The 17579-nt window shown below is 66.9% G+C and carries 20 protein-coding genes; 12 read left to right on the forward strand and 8 right to left on the reverse strand.

Features of this window, described 5'->3' with window-relative positions; all coding sequences use genetic code 11:
* Both IPK85_07480 and IPK85_07485 read right to left on the reverse strand, forming a co-directional pair.
* On the reverse strand, positions 1–1257 hold the full coding sequence (locus IPK85_07480) for an argininosuccinate synthase (protein ID MBK8247217.1): 1257 nt from the start codon (positions 1255–1257) through the stop codon (positions 1–3).
* Between the two features lie 84 nt (positions 1258–1341).
* On the reverse strand, positions 1342–1800 hold the full coding sequence (locus tag IPK85_07485; protein ID MBK8247218.1) for an arginine repressor: 459 nt from the start codon (positions 1798–1800) through the stop codon (positions 1342–1344).
* A gap of 144 nt (positions 1801–1944) precedes the next feature.
* Between IPK85_07485 and IPK85_07490 the strand changes: the two genes are divergently transcribed.
* The 4 genes from IPK85_07490 (at position 1945) to IPK85_07505 (ending at position 5746) form a co-directional block, all read left to right on the forward strand.
* Positions 1945–2904 (forward strand): N-acetyl-gamma-glutamyl-phosphate reductase, encoded by a 960-nt coding sequence (locus tag IPK85_07490; protein MBK8247219.1) that lies wholly within the window; start codon positions 1945–1947, stop codon positions 2902–2904.
* On the forward strand, positions 2901–3665 hold the full coding sequence (argB, locus tag IPK85_07495) for an acetylglutamate kinase (protein ID MBK8247220.1): 765 nt from the start codon (positions 2901–2903) through the stop codon (positions 3663–3665). The genes IPK85_07490 and argB overlap by 4 nt, the downstream gene beginning before the upstream one ends.
* Positions 3666–3696: 31 nt before the next feature.
* A complete protein-coding gene (locus IPK85_07500) occupies positions 3697–4881 on the forward strand; it encodes an acetylornithine transaminase (GenBank protein ID MBK8247221.1) in 1185 nt (394 codons plus the stop codon).
* Between the two features lie 199 nt (positions 4882–5080).
* A complete protein-coding gene (locus IPK85_07505; protein MBK8247222.1) occupies positions 5081–5746 on the forward strand; it encodes a nitroreductase family protein in 666 nt (221 codons plus the stop codon).
* Here IPK85_07505 and IPK85_07510 read toward each other — a convergent pair.
* Positions 5743–6345: an outer membrane beta-barrel protein gene (locus IPK85_07510; protein MBK8247223.1), complete on the reverse strand. Its 603-nt coding sequence runs from the start codon at positions 6343–6345 to the stop codon at positions 5743–5745. The two genes, IPK85_07505 and IPK85_07510, sit on opposite strands and share 4 nt — an antisense overlap.
* 73 nt (positions 6346–6418) lie before the next feature.
* Positions 6419–8095 carry a hypothetical protein gene (locus tag IPK85_07515; protein MBK8247224.1) on the reverse strand — a complete coding sequence of 559 codons (1677 nt, stop codon included), beginning with the start codon at positions 8093–8095 and terminating at the stop codon, positions 6419–6421.
* Positions 8096–8242: 147 nt separating this feature from the next.
* Here IPK85_07515 and moeB point away from each other — a divergent pair, with 147 nt between their 5' ends.
* From moeB to IPK85_07545, 6 genes are all read left to right on the forward strand, one after another.
* Complete coding sequence (gene moeB, locus IPK85_07520; protein ID MBK8247225.1) at positions 8243–9379, forward strand: molybdopterin-synthase adenylyltransferase MoeB; 1137 nt, start codon at positions 8243–8245, stop codon at positions 9377–9379.
* A gap of 408 nt (positions 9380–9787) precedes the next feature.
* Complete coding sequence (locus IPK85_07525; protein MBK8247226.1) at positions 9788–10360, forward strand: hypothetical protein; 573 nt, start codon at positions 9788–9790, stop codon at positions 10358–10360.
* A 27-nt stretch (positions 10361–10387) separates the two neighbouring features.
* A complete protein-coding gene (locus tag IPK85_07530) occupies positions 10388–10948 on the forward strand; it encodes a hypothetical protein (GenBank protein MBK8247227.1) in 561 nt (186 codons plus the stop codon).
* Positions 10949–10956: 8 nt separating this feature from the next.
* Complete coding sequence (locus tag IPK85_07535) at positions 10957–11682, forward strand: hypothetical protein (protein MBK8247228.1); 726 nt, start codon at positions 10957–10959, stop codon at positions 11680–11682.
* An 85-nt stretch (positions 11683–11767) separates the two neighbouring features.
* Positions 11768–12337 (forward strand): hypothetical protein, encoded by a 570-nt coding sequence (locus IPK85_07540; GenBank protein MBK8247229.1) that lies wholly within the window; start codon positions 11768–11770, stop codon positions 12335–12337.
* Positions 12337–13944 carry a hypothetical protein gene (locus IPK85_07545; GenBank protein ID MBK8247230.1) on the forward strand — a complete coding sequence of 536 codons (1608 nt, stop codon included), beginning with the start codon at positions 12337–12339 and terminating at the stop codon, positions 13942–13944. The genes IPK85_07540 and IPK85_07545 overlap by 1 nt, the downstream gene beginning before the upstream one ends.
* Here IPK85_07545 and IPK85_07550 read toward each other — a convergent pair.
* Positions 13932–14366: a hypothetical protein gene (locus tag IPK85_07550; protein MBK8247231.1), complete on the reverse strand. Its 435-nt coding sequence runs from the start codon at positions 14364–14366 to the stop codon at positions 13932–13934. The genes IPK85_07545 and IPK85_07550 overlap by 13 nt on opposite strands.
* Before the next feature lie 255 nt (positions 14367–14621).
* Between IPK85_07550 and IPK85_07555 the strand changes: the two genes are divergently transcribed.
* Together IPK85_07555 and IPK85_07560 are read left to right on the forward strand one after the other, a co-directional pair.
* On the forward strand, positions 14622–14900 hold the full coding sequence (locus IPK85_07555) for an oxidative damage protection protein (GenBank protein MBK8247232.1): 279 nt from the start codon (positions 14622–14624) through the stop codon (positions 14898–14900).
* A gap of 163 nt (positions 14901–15063) precedes the next feature.
* The gene (locus tag IPK85_07560) at positions 15064–15372 is read left to right on the forward strand and encodes a hypothetical protein (GenBank protein MBK8247233.1); all 309 of its coding nucleotides are present in this window, start codon (positions 15064–15066) and stop codon (positions 15370–15372) included.
* Between the two features lie 55 nt (positions 15373–15427).
* On the opposite strand, the gene IPK85_07565 is transcribed toward IPK85_07560, so the two are convergent.
* The 3 genes from IPK85_07565 to IPK85_07575 all read right to left on the reverse strand — a co-directional run bounded on the left by IPK85_07565 (position 15428) and on the right by IPK85_07575 (position 17574).
* Positions 15428–15634 (reverse strand): cold shock domain-containing protein, encoded by a 207-nt coding sequence (locus IPK85_07565; GenBank protein MBK8247234.1) that lies wholly within the window; start codon positions 15632–15634, stop codon positions 15428–15430.
* A gap of 668 nt (positions 15635–16302) precedes the next feature.
* Positions 16303–16533, reverse strand: coding sequence for a hypothetical protein (locus IPK85_07570; protein ID MBK8247235.1), 231 nt, complete (start codon positions 16531–16533; stop codon positions 16303–16305).
* A gap of 6 nt (positions 16534–16539) precedes the next feature.
* Complete coding sequence (locus IPK85_07575; protein MBK8247236.1) at positions 16540–17574, reverse strand: paraslipin; 1035 nt, start codon at positions 17572–17574, stop codon at positions 16540–16542.
* Positions 17575–17579 lie beyond the last annotated feature (5 nt).

Below are 17579 nucleotides of genomic sequence, written 5' to 3' on the forward strand. Positions count from 1 at the left end.
CTAGGTCAGCTCGACCGTGGACTCGCTCGGTGCCTCGAGCTTGCCCTCGGCGATGAGCTGCTTGTCCTTGAGGGCACGCACCCGTTGCGGCAAGCCGAACAGGCGAATGAAGCCCGCGGCATCACTCTGCTGGTAGACGTCGTCCGCCCCGAAGGTGACGAACGCCTCGTCGTACAGCGCGTGGTCGCTCTGGCGCGAGACGATCGACGACGTGCCCTTGAACAGCGACAACCCGATTGTCCCCGTGACCCGCGACTGCACCACGTTGATGAAGGCGTCGTAGGCCTTCTTTTCGGTGGTCCACCAGCGTCCTTCGTAGACGAGGTCGGCGTAGCGCGGGGAGATCGCATCCTTCGCGGCGATCGTACGGCGATCGAGGACGAGCATCTCGAGCTCGGACAGCGCCTGGTAGAGCAAGGTGCCGCCCGGGGTCTCGTACACTCCGCGCGACTTCATCCCGATCAACCGGTCCTCGACGATGTCCGCGCGGCCCACGCCATGTCGGCCGGCGATCTCGTTGAGGCGCATCAGCAACGCCACGGGATCGAGCGCCACACCATTCACGCTCACCGGCGTTCCCTGTTCAAACCCGATGGTGACGACCTCGGCCGTGTTGGGCGCGTCGGCCGGATCGGTGGTCAGCAGGAAGAGGTCCTTCGGAGGTCCCTGGCCCGGATCCTCGAGCACGCCGCCCTCATGGGAGATGTGCCAGAGGTTGCGGTCGCGCGAGTAGATCTTCGCGGCGCTCGCCGCGACGGGGACGTTGTGCGCAGCGGCGTACTGCAAGGCGTCCTCGCGGGAGCGAATCTTCCACGCCGCTTCGCGCCACGGCGCGATCACCGGGAGTTCCGGCGCAAAGGCCATGTAGGTGAGCTCAAAGCGCACCTGGTCGTTCCCCTTTCCGGTGCAGCCATGGGAGAGGGCATCACATCCCGTGGCGCGGGCAACATCCACCTGGCGCTTCGCGATGATTGGGCGGGCGATCGACGTGCCGAGCAGGTACTTGCGATTGTAGATCGCTCCGGCGCGCAGGGTCGGGTAGCAGAAGTCCTCGACGAACTCGCGGCGCATGTCCTCGACGTAGCACTCGTCCGCTCCTGACGCGATGGCCTTCTCCTTCACCCCACGAAGTTCGTTCACGCCCTGGCCGACATCAGCCGCCACGCAGACGACCTTGGCGTCGTAGTGCTCCTTGAGCCAGGGGACGATGACCGACGTATCAAGCCCGCCTGAGTAGGCGAGCGCAATCTTGCGCATGTTGGGACTCCGAGACGGAATAGGTATTCAGAAGGGCTGCATAATCTACCACATGTGCAACCCGAGTCAACCGGGTGCGAGCGTCTAGGCTTCGGCGATGCGGCGCAAGCGCTGCGCGACGGCTTCGCGCGCGGTATGCGACCGGCACACGATGAGAATGGTGTTTTCTCCGCCGATCGTGCCGATGACTTCATCCCATCCGGCATCATCAATTGCCTCGGCGACCGGCTGCGCCCCGCCATAGATGGTCTTGAGCACGAGGAGTTCGCCCACACCATCAACTGAGGAGAAAAACTGCGGCAGGACCTCTTCCACCAGGGTGCGATCGCCGGTGTCGGCGCCAAGCGCCTCCGGTGTGACGTACCGCGGACCGTCGGGCGTCGGCAGGCGCGCGATGCGAAGCTCTCTCAGGTCACGTGACAAGGTGGATTGCGTCACGTCCCACCCGGCTTCATGCAGCAGGACGCGGAGGTCCTCCTGCGACGCCACGACCTTGCTCGTGATGAGCTCACGAATGGTCTGCTGTCGAGTGCGCTTTGACACGGGGGTCGGTGCGTAGGAGGGAGATCAACGGGGCGGCGGGACGATACGCCGGACCGGGGCGAGGCGGTAGGCGCACACGCATCCGCCATCACATTGGCTCCCCGATGCCTTGACATAGGCCGTCTGCAACTATATGCATTATTGGTGCATAAGATCCCCGTTGGCGTATTCGGGGCCAGCGGGTACGCTGGCCGCGAACTCTGTGGTCTCCTGGCCGACCACCCGCACTTCTCGTTAGCCTTCGCGACCGCGAACGCCCAGAGAGGGGAACGTGCGTTTATCGGTGGGCGCGAAGTCCGCTTCATTGCAACGGATGACGCACCACTCCGGGGGGCAGAGCTGATCTTCAGTGCGCTCCCACACGGAGCCTCGGCCACCTGGGTGGAGCGGGCACAGGAGCATGGTGCGCGGGTGGTCGACCTGTCCTCCGACCTGCGGCCGGGCCACACCTCGCTGGACGTCCCCTATGGCCTGACCGAGGTGAATCGTGCGGCCCTCTCCGGGGCGGAGATCATTGCGAACCCGGGATGTTATCCCACCGCGATCCTTCTGTCGCTGCTCCCACTGCTCGAGGGCGGACTGCTGCGCGCGGAGTCCACCGTCGTGGTGGACGCGGCCTCCGGGGTCACCGGCGCGGGCAACTCGCCAAAGCCGGAATTGCTGTTTGGTGAGGTCACGGAGAACTATCGCGCCTACGGAGTTGGCAATGAACATCGCCACCTCCCGGAGATGCGAGCACTCGTCCAGCGCCACACCGACGCGGTCGATCTCCTCTTCACCCCGCACCTGCTCCCGGTGGCCCGGGGCATCCTGGCGACGGTGACTGTGCAGCTGAACGCTCCAATCGACGACCCGCTCGCCCTTTGGCAGTCCCGGTTCGCCGGCGAACCATTCGTTGAGGTGACGGATGCGTTGCCCACGCTGCGGGATGTGCAGCACCGCAACGTCGTGCGCATGACCGTCCGACAGGCGGCGCAGATGCGCACGCCAACGCTCATCCTGCTGTCGGCGATCGACAACCTGGTGAAGGGCGCGGCTGGCCAGGCCATCCAGAACGCCAACGTCTCGTTTGGCTTCAACGAGACCGCCGGCCTGCCTCGATGACGCGCGTGATCAAGATCGGTGGTCGCGCCCAAGGTGACGCGGCCCTGGCGCCGGCTCTTGTCGCTGCCTTTGCCAAGGGCGAGCCGCTCTGCGTTGTGCACGGTGGTGGTGACGAGGTCACCGCCCTGCAACGCGCCCTCGGGCAGGAGCCGGTGTTCGTCAACGGACGTCGTGCGACATCGCCGGAGGAACTTTCGCTTGTGCGGATGGTGCTTTCGGGCACGGTGAACAAGCGCCTGGTCGGCGCATGGCTCAATGCCGGCCTGCCGGCGGTGGGTCTCTCCGGTGAGGATGGCGATCTTCTCGTCTGCGACGTATTCGGCGACGGGTCGCTGGGGGCGGTCGGCCAGCCGAGATCTGCCCATCCTGCCGTGCTGCGTGCGCTGCTCGACGCGGGCTTTGTGCCGGTCATCTCGCCGGTCGGGCGCTTTGCCCACGACGGCAGCGGCTGCAACGTCAATGGTGACGACGCCGCGGCGGCCATCGCCGGTGCCCTCCAGGCCAGCGAATTGTTGCTGGTCGCCGACGTGGACGGCTTTCGCGATGCCACGGGTGCCACGGTGGCCGCGCTCGACGCCGGGACCGCCGCGGCCCACATCACGAGTGGCGTGGCGACCGGTGGAATGATCGCCAAGCTGGAGGCCGCCCTTCGCGCCCTCGAATATGGCGTGACCCGCGTGCGCATTGGTGGCGTCGCGGCGATCGCCGATGCGACCCGCGGCACCGTCATCACGCGCGCCCCGCTCGCGGCGACGTATTAACACTTCCCATTGTGCCACGCCCATGTCTGTCATGACGCCTCCCGTGAACACCGCCGTCACCCCGTCCCTCCTCCCGACGTACAAGCGGGCCCCCATGGAGTTCGTGGGTGGTGAAGGCGTTGAGCTGATCGACAGCGACGGCAAGCGCTACCTCGACTTCACCAGCGGCATTGCCGTGAATGCGCTGGGGTACGGGGATGCCGGCCTGCAGCAGGCGATGAAGCAGGCAGCGGACGGCCTGGTCCACGTCTCCAACCTGTTTCGCACGGCCCCTGGCGAGCAGTTGGCGGACGCCCTCGTCCAACTGTCGTTTGCTGATCGCGTCTTCTTCTGCAACTCCGGGGCGGAGGCGAACGAGGGGGCCTTCAAGATCGCCCGTCGGTGGGCGCGCGGAATCGGCGGTCCCGCGAAGCATGAGATCCTTGCGTTCCGGGGGGCGTTTCACGGTCGCCTCTTTGGCACCCTGGCCGCCACCGATCGCCCCAACTACCGAATGCCTTTCCGGCCGCTGGCGGGCGGGATCTCGATCATGGAGCGCGACCTCGAGGACCTGGACCTGGCGCTGAATGCGGAGACCGTGGCCGCAGTCATCCTCGAACCGATCCAGGGGGAGGGCGGGGTGCGCGTGCTCGACACGGAATTCGTGCGTCGCGTGCGTGAACTCACGAAGGCGCGCCAGATCGCCCTCATCTTCGACGAGATCCAATGCGGGCTGGGCCGGACCGGGCAGGTCTTTGCGTACGAACACCTGGGGGTCACGCCGGACATCATGACCCTCGCCAAGCCGCTTGCGGGGGGGCTGCCCATGGGTGCCATCCTTGCCACCGAGACGGTGGCGAGCGCCATGCAACCCGGCGACCACGGAACGACTTTCGGTGGCGGTCCCTTCGTTGCCTCGGTTGCCCTGCATGTGGTGGGCCGGCTGTCCGACCAGACGATGCTCGCGCACGTGCGCGCCATGGGCGCGTTGTTGCACGACGGGCTCGAGGCCATGATGGAGCGGACGGACCGGATTCGTGCGATCCGTGGACGTGGGCTGATGCTCGGGATCGACGTGACCGAACCCGCCGGCGAAGTGATCGCGCGCGCGCGCGATGCGGGAATGCTCCTGGTCTCCGCGGGGGATCACACGATCCGGCTGCTGCCGCCCCTGGTCATCACGGCGGGCGACATCACGCGAGGGCTGGCGGTTCTGGAAACGGCGCTGGCAGGGTAGAGCTGTGACAAGAGCCCACTGATGAAGCACGAGCAGCACGAGTCTGGAGCAGCACGCGTCCCGTGCCACGCGTGCCGCCCGGGCTGCTCGTGCCGCCCGTGCTTCGTTGTGGCACGTGCACATGAAGCACGAGTCGTGAGCCTCCGGTTGCTTCGCGCCGCTGGTTGCCGCGTCTCCCGCCTGACTCTATACTCGCCGCATGCCCGACTACCCCTTTGTCCCGCTGCAGCACCAGCGGATCCCGATCGAGGAGTCGCTCCAGCGGGGCCGTGCGTTCCATGCCGAGATGGACCGGCGGCGCACCACGCGCCACTTCTCGACTGATCCCGTGCCGCGCGAGGCCATTGAGCTGGCGATCCGCACGGCCGGCACGGCCCCCAGTGGAGCCCACCAGCAGCCCTGGACGTTTGTCGCCATTGCCGATCCGGAACTCAAGCGGCGCATCCGGGAGGCCGCCGAGGCCGAAGAACACGCCTTTTACCACGGACGCGCGCCCGAGGGCTGGATCGACGCCCTCGCCCCGTTAGGCACGGACGAACACAAGCCGCACCTCACCGACGCGCCCTGGTTGGTGGTTGTCTTTCGCCAGGCGCACGGCGTCGGGCCCAACGACGAGAAGATCACGCACTACTACACGCAGGAATCGGTGGGCATTGCCATCGGGCTGTTCATCGCGGCGATCCATCGCATGGGGCTGGTCTCCCTGACCCACACCCCCAATCCGATGGCGTTCCTTGCCGAGTTGCTTGGGCGCCCGGCGAATGAACGCGCGTACCTCATCATGCCAGTCGGCTACCCCGCGCGGGATGCGCGCGTGCCGGACATCCACCGCAAGCCGCTCGAGGCGATTGCGGACTTTCGCTAGAAGACAAACCCGAAAGTGACCGGGATTGTGCGCAGGTCCTTGAAGAAGGCCTGGGTGTCACCCGCCGGCACGTTGTTGAACCGGGCCTCGATCAACCCCGAAATGCCGCCCATCCGGACCCGGAAGCCGGCGCCGAAGTTGAGCGAGGCGTTCACGTCGCTGAACGACAGGGTGGACGCGGTCGCGTCGCTGGCCACTTTCACAGCACCCACGCCGGCAAGGAGGAACGGCTGCACCCGACCCGAGCCAAGGGGAAGTTCCAGGTTGGCGAACCCGCCGAGCAGGGTGGTTACGGCATCGGAGTAAGCGTCGCGCCTTGCCCCGGCGGCGGCCCCACCGGGGGCGCCAGCGAGTCCGGTGAGCACCTCGGACAACTCCTTGAAGCCGAATCGTGAGTAGCTCAGCTCGGGCCGGAGTCGAAGCGCGCCCGTCTTCAGCTGAAGGCCAACGTCGGCGTGGACGCCGTAATCGTGATAGTCCGCGAACGAGCCGGTTGGCAGCTGCAGGCCCCCGGTGACGACGAGCCGAAACGGGCGTTCCGCTCCCTGTGCCCTGGCGGAGAGTGGCAGGCAGGCGAGGACCAGCAGCAGGCGGCGCATCTTGAGTGCCTCAGGTGAAGATGGGTCGAACCAGATGGAAACGACCCGACACCCGTGCAATTCTCACCCCGCGCTAAAAGCCAAAGACGGCGATGACGAGGGCGATCAAGGCGACCAGGAGGGCGGCGGACGCCAGCAGCCCGCGCAGACGGCGCGGCTGCGGAGGCGGTGGCGGTGGAATCGGCGTGACGCGCAACGCGGGGACGCGGATCCCGGCTCCTGGACGCGCACGCGGGGTCTCAACGTGAGCGCTGATGACCGCAGGCTGCTCGGGCGAAGGCCCCGGGACCTCATGTTCGAGCGCGACGGCCGGGTCGAGCCCAGCCGGCGCCACATCGGGGAGTGGTTCGACGGTTGCGACCGGTGGAGGCTCTGTCTGGGTGGTGATGACCGGCGTCGTGGGTTCCGGCCCGGGGGTGACCGGCGGTGGTGCGGCGTCGCTCACCGGTTCCGCCGACGTCGCCAGCTCTCGCACTGCCGGCTCGCGCCGCACGGCCGCAAACGCACGAGGGACTGCGACCCCGTGGTCGCGCGCCACCCGCAGGCTCGCCCGGGTTCGCGCGATGCGATGCAAGCCGTGTACGGCCGGGGGCGTTGGGGGGGGAGGGGCCGGCGGAGGCGACGGTTCGGTGCGTCCGACCGGGTCGCGGCGCACTGCCCCAACGATCGGCTGCGGTGCGGGTTGTCGCCCCTCTCGTGACGCCATCACGGCCACGCCAGGGGGTGTCACGGCCATGGGTCGGCGGGTCGCGGTGTGGCGCGGGGACTCCGTCGGTGTCGCTTGCTCCGCATTCCGGCCGGCCACGGGTGGTTGTGGCAGTGGGATCACGCCTTCGAAGGCCGGAACTGGCGGGACCTCAACGACGGGCACGACCGCCGGCCCTGCGGCGGGCGCTTCCATGGGACGGGCGACCGCCGAGCCCCGGGAGAGGACCAGTCGAGGCCGAAACTCCACATCCACGACGATATCGGCGTCCAGCACCGGCAGCGGCGCCCGCGGCGGCTCCAGGGCCGTGACTTCCTCCCGCGACGCACGCACGCCGTGCACCTCAACGCGGCCCGCGCAAGCGCAATGCAACGCGTCCGCGAGGTCGAGCAGGACGGGCGATCCCGAGAGGAGGCCTTCGACCAGCTCCTGGGCGTACGCGTCGGGTCCAACAAAATGCAGCTGGCGATCGCTCGCGTGCTGCGCGAGGGCTTCGGGGGACGGACAACCTCCGGGAAGCGACCAGTATCGGCGCCGATCCGGCGGGATCACATCGCGGAACGCCACGGGAAGACGGGCCGCGTTGATGCCCCCCGCGTCCAGTCGCGCCAACATCTCGGCCGGGGTGATTCGCTCATCGATGGCGGGATCGTCCGCGCCTTCGCATCCCCCGATGTAGACGATGCGCAACGCCTGGTCGGGCCAGGCCATTCGGAGGTATCGGGCGGCCGCGACCGCGGGAGCCACCAGACCGATGAGGTGAGGCGCGAGTTCGTCACCCGCAGCCAGCAGGCGCTTCCGGATCCGCGGGCAGGCGCAATACACCTTGGGGCGGGAGTCGCCGGAGAGCATGTGCCGCACCGCATGCTCGGCCAGCAGCTCGTCACCCCAGCTGGCCGGCACGACGAGCGAGAACCCTGCCGCCAGGAGAGCGTGCGAGAGCTGGACCGGTCGCGCTGGGAGCGCCGCCAACAGCATGTCGCTCCCCACGATGGCAATCTCGTGGGCAGGGCGGTTGCTGTATTCCGTGGCGCGTGCGGTCATTCTGGGAGATTCAGACGGGCTCTACGGTAACAAGAGCAAGCCCGGTACCACGACGCTTCGCGCCAGGGAGTGCTGTCGCATATTGTTCCATGACAGGCAGTTACCGCGTCGATGCGACCGGCATGCCCCCCCCGTTCCATCTCCCCAATGCCGCTGTCCGCCGAGGAGCTCCGCCGATACAGCCGACAGATCATCCTCCCCGAGCTGGGGGTGGAAGGTCAGGAGCGCTTGTCGCGCGCGCGTGTGCTGGTGGTGGGGGTGGGAGGCCTGGGGGGGCCGGTCGCGATGTACCTCGCGGCGGCAGGAATCGGGGAGTTGTGCGTCGTCGATCCGGACCAGGTGGAGTCCAGCAACCTGCATCGGCAGGTGCTGTTCCGGACCGAGGACGTGGGGAAGGACAAAGTGCAGGTCGCCGCGCAGAACCTCCAGAGCCTGAATCCGAACATTCAGGTGCGCCCGGTGCGCGCGCGCCTCGATGCGGCAAACGCCATGGAGCTGATCGCGCCGTATGACCTGGTGCTGGACGGCACCGACAACTTCGCCACGCGGTACCTGGTGAACGACGCTTGCGTGCTTCTGGGCAAGCGCAATGTCTTCGCCAGCGTCCTGCGATTCGATGGGCAGCTCACGGTGCTCGGCGACCCGGACGGTCCGTGTTACCGATGTCTGTATCCGGAGCCTCCCCCGGCGGGGGTCGTTCCGTCGTGCGCCGAAGCGGGGGTCCTGGGGGTGATGCCCGGGCTGATGGGCATCCTGCAAGCCACGGAAGCCCTGAAGCTGATTGCGGGGATCGGGACCCCGCTGGTGGGCCGCTTGCTCCTGGTCGATGCGCGCCGCATGGCATTTCGTGAGATGCGCGTCGTGCGGCGGGCGAGCTGTGAAGCGTGCGGGACGCGCACCCTCCGTTCACTCGTTGAGGTGGATGCGGCGTGCGCGGTGCAGGCCCCGGTTGCTCCGGCCGGCGGCGTCGGCCAACTCGCGCCCCACGAATTGCAAGCGTGGCGTGCGAGGGGGCGGAGTATTCAGCTGGTGGATGTGCGGGAGCCCTGGGAATACACAGCCGTGCACCTCGACGGGGCCGTGCTGGTGCCACTCGGTGAGGTGGTCGACCGCGTGCAGGAGCTCGACGCGACCTGTCCGACCGTGGTGTATTGCCACCACGGTGCGCGGAGCCAGGCGGCGGCCACCTGGCTCGCCGGTCAGGGGTTCCGGGAGATCTGGAATCTTGAAGGTGGGATCGATCGCTGGTCTATCGAGGTAGATCCTGCGCTGCCGAGGTACTGAGGATCACCAGCGTCTTGGGGCAGAAGTCCGGTCAGCGAGCGAAATGCCAGACCGGCCGTCCGTGACCTCTGTCACCTATTCTCGCGTCGCTTGAGGTTCCGGTGAGGTAGGTCCGGCGTGGAGGATGAACGAGGGCAGGCGTAGGAACATATGGCGACGCTGGAGTGATCACGGAGTATGTAATCTGTTGTTGAATAACAGGTTACATGGTCACCAATGACCTCATGGAACCCCCGACGGGCGGGGAGGAAGTGGCCCCAAATCATGGAGCGTGGGGGCGGGTAACCAGGGTGTAGCGAAACGAATCACTGATGCGCAAGGTGACTGAGGCACGGAAAGTTCGTCCGAAGGGGGGTTGGAAGAACCACAGAACGCCAACCCGAATCCCGCTCAGGACGGATATCCCCGATGCTCTCACGCCGCCATTTCGCCGTCGCCGGCCTTCTCGCCGTCGCCTATGCCACCACCGCCCAGGCGCAGGGCGGAATAGTCTCCAACACCCCGACCGTCGCGCTGAGTGCGACGAAGGTTGCGTCGCTCACGGTCACGATCAACTCGGGTGCCACGCAGACGTTGGCGACGATCACCGATAACGCGGTGAACAACTTTGCGAGCCCGGTGAACATCACCACTGCGTGGGACATCAATCCCAGCGCCTCGGCGGTGGTCTTGGTGGGCTACTTCAATACGCCAGCGTCGGCCCTGCAAAACGGCACCTTCAACATTGCCTCGAGCCTGGTGAAGGGTCGTCTCGGGACCTCGGGCGCCTACAACGCGTTTACCGGCGGCGTCGTGACGGGTGGCGCGACGAACATTGGCGTGGCGGGTGGCACGCTGCAGTTGTTCTCGCAGGCGATCACGGGTGTGAACCGCAACGCGAACCGCACCGACGACCTGTACCTGCAGCTCGACCTCACGGGTCAGTCCACGGTGCCTGGTTCGTACACCGGCACGCTCAACCTGCGCGCCATTACCCAGTAAGCGACGGCGAACGCCCGGCCCCCCACCATGCGTCGCACGTTGGTCACCGGCATTCTTGCGCTGGCACCCCTCGGGGTGTCAGCGCAATCCGGCGTGGTCTCCAGCACGGCGACGGTCCTGCTCAGTGCGACGAAAGTCTCGCAACTCAGCGTCACGGTGACGTCGGGCGCCACGCAAACGCTCGCGAGCATGACCGACGGGGTCGTGAACGCCTTTCCCTCGCCGGTCACCATCACCACGGCGTGGAACCTGAGTCCGTCGACCTCCGCCGTTGTCCTGGTGGGGTATTTCACCGCCCCAGCGGCTGCGTTGAGTAACGGAACCAACACCCTGCCGTCGAGTCGTGTGCTGGGCCGGCTGGGCACCAGCGGCGGCTTCGCGCCGTTTTCGGGCGGCACCGTAAGCGGCGGCGCCAGCACGATCGGTGTCGCTGGCGGTACGCTGCAGCTCTTCTCGCAGGGGATCTTTGGGTTCAACCGCAACGCCAGTCGCACCGACGCCCTGTACCTGCAGCTCAACCTGGCCGGGATCACGACCGTTCCCGGCACCTATACCGGCACGCTGAATCTGCGCGCCATCACCCAGTAGGCCTCGCCATGCTCCGTTGTGCGCGCTTCTGGCGCCTTGTCGTCTCCGCGTCCCTGTGTGTGGCCGCGTCGGCGAGCGCGCAGACCATCCGCCCCGCGGTGACCGAGTATCCGCTCCAGGCGCGCGGCAAGTTCGACCTGGTCAACGAGACGTTGTTCCCGATGACCGTGGTCCTGGAGCCGCGTGGCTTTCGCGTGGACGAGGCGGGCGACCTCGCCGACACGCCGTTCGACAGCGCCAACGTCGAGCTCAAGCTTTCGGCCATGAGCTTCCGCATTCCGCCGCTGGCGTCGTACACCGTGCACTACGAGGCGCGGGCGAAGCAGCTGCCGGCGTGGTTCATGGTGTTGAGTGCGATGACCGGCGCGCGCACGGCCACCGGCCTCAACGTACGTATTGAGCTGCCGCACGTCATCTATCTCCTGCAGAAGGATGCCCTGCGCAAGGAGGCCGTAGCGGTGCGCGGTTTTGCGTATGACAGCGCCGCGGGCAAGGCCATCGTGGACCTGGAGAACACCAGCGGGTCCCTGGGGCGCGTGCTCGCGTCGGAGTTGTCGGCGGGTGGCAAGGGGAAGACGCCCTTCGGTGGGTTCCCGCTGTTTCCCAACAGCAAGCGCCGCGTCGAGGTGCCCTGGGAAGGGCCGGGCACCCCGGACAAGGTGATGCTCCGCTTTGCCAACTTCTCCGTTGAGGAGCGTCGGACCCCGTTGGCGGCGACCATGGATCGCCCCTGACGTGACTGCTGTCCCCGGCAGGACGACCAGCCAACGGAGGAGCGCCGACACGCGCTGCCTCCGTGTTGTCGTGGGTCTCCTTGCCGTGTGTGGTGTCTCCGCGCAGGGTCGCGCCCAAGTCAGTGCCGTGGGCACCTCGATCCCGACCCTGTCGGCCGTGGCGGCGTGGAACGTCCGCGCGGATTCCGGCGTCAGCGCGCAGGCCAACAGCATCACGCTGCTCATCACGTCGGGCGCGACGCAGTCGATCGGGGGCCTGGTCGATGGGGCGATCAACACCTTTGCGTCGCCGGTGCGCCTCAGCACGCAATGGTCGGTGACGTCGCTGATCACGTCGGTCGACCTGGTCGGGTACTTTGCCGCGCCGGCGTCGGCCCTCAGCAACGGCTCGACGAACCTCGGTTCGAGCCTCGTGGAAGGGCGGATGACGACGGGACGGGTGAGCACCTTCACCCCGTTTACGCAGGGGCCTGTGGGTGGTCAGGGGGTCGCGGGCGGCACCTTGCACCTCTTCCGCCAATTGATCATCGCCCCGTTCAATGGCGTCGGGCAGCGCAACGACCAGCTCGATCTCCGGCTGAACCTGCAGGGACAACCCGTGCTCCCAACCGGGACCTACCAGGGCACGCTCACGCTGCGGGCGACGGTCTACTGATGCGCGCGCGACTCGTCCTCCTCACCCTGGCGCTGGCGGGACGCGCCGACGCACAGGTCTTCCAGGTCCAGGGCGGGGGGTCGTCGCTGTTCGCCGGGTACGGCGGCCTGCTTAACGTGTGGGGCAACGGCTACGAAGCATCGTTAGGTGTGGGGTACCTCGATGGCCTCAAGGTGGGTGTGTCCGCCCGCCGCCTCCTGGCCCAGCGCGACACCCTGCGCCTCGGGAATGACTTGCTGCCGTTGGCGCTGGAGACCGACGTGTTCGCTGGTGGCGGCGTCGTCTTTGTCCAGGGGGCGTCGATCCAACGTCGCCGCGGACGCACGCAATCCTGGATCTTCGCCGGGGCGAGTGCCACGGCGATTGCCGCTCCGTCGTTTGGTGCGCAGCGGCCCGTGCATGCCATGGGCTATGCACGGGTCCGGCATGACGTCTCGCGCCAGTTCTACGTGACCGGTCACGCGGTGACGACGGACCGGCAGAGCCTGCTGGGTTCGGCGTCATGGACCCCCGTCGCGGGAATGCGGACCAGTGCGACCGCAGGCTTCGGGAGCAACGCGCCGTATGGTGCACTGGGGCTCGACATCCAGCGACCTACACTCGAGGTCAAGGCGTCGTTGGCCGGGCTCGGTCGCCACTTTCGGCGTACCTCCGCCCCGATGCCGTTGCAGACCGAACTCGAACGTGAGAACGCCGTTGTGCTCTGGAAGCCACGGGACGGGTGGTCCCTGGGTGTGGGACGCCAGCATTTTCGCCAGGACTCGGCATTTGTCGGGATACCGCAACGCGCCACACTCACCCAGCTCACCGCGTCTGCGATGGTGGGCGCGACAACGCTCTCCGGCGGCCACATGTGGTCGGCCGCCGGTGGCCGGCCCAGCGTGAGCTCCTACCTCACGACGCGCCAGACGGTGGGGTCTCGCCTGCAGGGCGAATTGTACCTGCTCCGCGTTTGGGAGCCCCGTCCGTCACGGGGGACCACGCCGGTACTGTTGCTTCGCGAAACGATCACCTCGGAGCTCTCGCTGTTGCAGACCATCACGAGGGACCGCGGTCGCACCGCCGTGAACTTTGGTGGGATGATGTCGCGCGGGCTGAGCGCGCTCAGCGTGGACTACCAGGTGGCGCACTCGCCCTACCTCACGAGCAATCCATTCATCCAGACCATGGGGATCAACGCGCGACTGCATGTGCGCGGGCTGTCGTTCTCGGTCGGATCGTTCGTCACGCCCGATGGGCGGGTGCACTACTCCGCCCAGGGGAACACCTTTCTCTATCGTGGTAACGCCGGTCTGGGGGCGCCGGACGCTGGCGCGACGCGCGTGAAGGGATACCTGGCGTCGGGTCGCGTGGTGGACGAGGGGGGCGCCCCTGTGGACGGGGCTGCCATGGAAGTGGGCGGCGAGTTGGTGTACACGGACTCACGCGGCCGGTTCTTCGTCCGTCGACCCTCCCGCGATCCCGTGTTGGTCCGCGTGATCGTGGATGACTTCCTGACGGGGGGCACCTGGGAAGTGGTGGAGGCGCCCGCGGAGCTGCGGCCTGCGCCGGACGATCGGGCCGTCCCTGCCGTGTTCGTCGTGCGGCGGCTGCCTCAGCGCGGCTGAGTCGCTCGTACGTCGATCTGGCGCCACTCGACGCCACGCCGCCGGAGCACCACGCGCCACGTCGCGGTCGCCGGAACGCCGGCAGGATCGACGATTCGGAAGAGCACCTGCGGGCCATGGACCGGGACCCCGTCCTCGCCTAACGACACCAGACGCCCGGAGGCGTCCCGCACATACAGCACGCGCCCCGGCGGTCCATCGGCCAGGTGAACAGTCAGCGTAGTGTCGCCGCCCGTGCCCACATCCACGGCGACATCACTGGCCTGGCGCGGGGGGTCAGGCAGTCGGGTCGCCACCAGGGAGACGCTGGTCGTCGTCGACCGCAGTCCCTGGCCGTGTGCCGTCAGGGGGAACCACCAGGCCAGCGCCAACAACCCCAGGGCGATCCACCAGGCCACGGGACGCGGTGCCGCGCGACCCACGACGCGTGGCCGACGCGGCGGGTGCCGTTCGCCTGTGGCGCGTCGACGTCGTCGGCGGCGGCGGAGAGTGTGAAAGGGCTCCATGGTGGCGAGTCTCGTCACCGCAGGGGGAGAAACTGCAGCGCGAGGTGGTGGCGAACGTGCGGGAGGGGAACGCCCCACGGAAGGGGAGGGGACAATGTGACGGCCACCGCCGTCCATCAGGGTGATCGTCGCGGCGCATTATCATTCGACTGCCACCCGCGCCGACCGATCATGCCCGATATTGCCTGTTCCCGCTGCCAGCAGACCCGCGCCGCGTTCGAGCGCCCGCCGTTTCCTGGCGCCATTGGCCAACGTGTGCTTGGGGAGATCTGCCAGACCTGTTGGGGTGACTGGCTGAAGCAGCAGACCATGCTCATCAACCATTACGGCCTGAACGTGATGGACCCCGAAGCACGCACCTTCCTGACCAGGAACATGCAGGGTTTCCTGTTCAAGGCGGGAGGAACGGAGGAGGTCGATACGACCAGGAAGGGGACGATCAATTGGTGACGTGCTGCGGGTGACGGATCGCCCACTCCTCAACGTCGGAACGGGAGTCCTACAAAACCGTTGAGATGTCCGCGCACGATCGAGCCACTTTCGTGACGGAAACAATGTTGACGGGTCCGGGGTATGGATGGCAGCATGTGTTGACCCTGGCGAGGACCCTGCCGTGCTCGCATTTCTGGAGGCACTTCGCGATGCGCTGATCGCGCGTGATGGTGACGCGATCCGACGCTTGTTGGCCCACCCGCTCGCGGGGATATTGCCCGACGGCGTCCGCGCCGAGGCCGATCGAGTCTTGAAAGGCCAAGCGTCCCCCATGGCTGTGCCCATCGCCACGCTTCAGCTGTTTCACCAGACCGCACACTGCCTTGGCGTGGTTCGGGAGGCGCGAGGAGCGGGGTCGGAAGAGCTGCCCCATACGGCGCGGCGTCGCACACCAACCGCACAGATCGAGCTTCCGTTACAGGTCGCGTGAACGGGCACAAAAAAAGCCCCCGGGGATTCCCCGGGGGCTTTCTGTTTCTTCGAGATCAGGGTTTGGTGACGTCAGCGGCCTGTGGGCCCTTCTGTCCCTGGACAATCTCGAACTCGACCTGGTCGCCTTCCGCGAGGGACTTGAAGCCATTCGACTGGATTGCGCTGAAGTGAACGAAGACGTCGGGGCCTCCCTCACGGGAGATAAAGCCGAAACCCTTTGCGTCGTTAAACCACTTCACGGTGCCTTGGATACGTGCCATCGTGCCTATCCTCTTCCCTCTGCGGGGCGAAACGGTGGAGCAGGAACGAGGACGCCGGCTGCGGACGCCCTCAGGTGCAAGTACCGGGTGTTACCCCGGACCCAAGAAAAAGCTCGTGCCCTCGAAACGACCGAGTGCACGAGCACGAACGATCGAACAGGACCCGACCTTCTAGGCAGCGCCCGCAATATAACGAGCCGTGCGACCACACGAAGCGCAGGTCAGGGTGACGTGCGACCGTGGCGGGGGTGGAACGTGCATCGGTTCGCGTTCAAAGGCACCGGACCCGCACGAGGGACAGCTCAGTGGCGATCCGGTGCGGTCTGACGCGATGAGGTGAAGGGCCTGGGCGGGGTTGTACGTGGCCGGACGGGGCTTGCGCATCAAAACCTCCCTTTCAGAAAGCGGTCCCAACACGGCGGGCGGCACCACCGGGCGGTTCCGTCATCCTGTGCAAATCCAGCTCTGCCAACCACTTGGAGCACAGTTCGTCCGTCCAGTCGCGCTGCTCGACATTAACGAGTGAGGGACGGGGAACCAACCGGAACGCCGTGGCCGGTAACGCCGTCTCGCACTGTCAACGCGCGGCGCCACGGAAGTGTTGTGCCGACAGATGTCGGCTCGTTCGCGCGTGGGGGACGGCGGTTGTCAGGAAACCGACGGTGAGGTTACCCGCCGTACACGATCTCGCCTTCGGAGTCGATGCCGAGCTCCTGGTCGAGGCCGCAAACGCCGCACACCCTGGTCACGATCCAGTGGGTCTTGAGGTCCTTCTTGTGGGTAGTAGGGGCGCGTTTGACACTGACCTTCTTGAACGAATACTCGAGGCAGTGGGCGCACGCATGGCCCCGCGCCACCTTTCCGGCGCGATCCTGGGAAATGGCCTTGGGCGCGGTCATTACCGCCTATCGATCTCCCCCCGTGAGGGCTTTCGGGGCACCGGGCCGGGTCGCGGCGGGTGTTGGGCTTTCGGTGCCGCTGGACTGGAGGAGTGCCCGCAGGCCACCGAGGGCTCCCATGACCCCGGAGGCCTCGCTGGGGAGGAAGATCGTCGAGCCCTTGCCCTGCGCGAGCAGGGGGAGCGCATCGAGGTACTTCTGGCTGAGCAGGTACATCGACGCTTCGCCTTCAGGCAACGATGCAGCGATTCGGCGAATGGCCTCGGCCTCGGCTTCTGCCATGGCGAGGCGTGCTTCGGCGAGGCCCTGGGCACGGAGGACCGCGGCGTCACGCTCGCCCTGGGCACGGAGCACCTGGGATTCGCGGACTCCCTCGGCCTCGAGGATCGCGGCCCGCTTGGTGGCTTCCGCGTTGGTGACCGAGGCGCGCCTTTCCCGTTCTGCGCGCATCTGCAATTCCATGGACTGCTGGATGTCCTTGGGCGGCTCGATGGCCTGCAACTCAACACGAGTGACATCCACGCCCCAGCCGAGGGAGGCTTCCTCGATGACCTCGCGCATGCGGCGGTTGATCTCGTCGCGCGAGCCGAGGGTGCTGTCCAGCTCCATCTCGCCGACGATGTTGCGCAGGGTGGTACGGGTCAGCGTTTCCAGGGCATAGGGGAGGTTCTGGACCGCGTACGTCGCCTTTTGCGGATCGGCGACGCGATAGTAGAGCACGGCATCAATATCGATGGTCACGTTGTCCTTCGTGATCACCGGCTGGCTCGGGAAGTTGAGCACCTGCTCGCGCAGGTCGATACGCTCGGTCGACCGCGCGGTCACCTTCTTGAGGCCGCCGACATCAGACTCGAAGAAGCGCACGTCGAGCGTACGCGGGCGTTCGATGAACGGGATCAGGATGTTCAGCCCGGAACGCGCGACCCGGTGGAAGCGTCCCAGGCGTTCGACGACGATCACCTCGGCCTGGCCGATGATCTTGATCGACTTGACGAGCAGGAGCGCCGCAATGACGGCGATGATGGCGGGACCGAACAGCATGGTGC

It is taken from the genome of Gemmatimonadota bacterium (genome assembly GCA_016712265.1).
Taxonomy (GTDB): Bacteria; Gemmatimonadota; Gemmatimonadetes; order Gemmatimonadales; family Gemmatimonadaceae; genus RBC101.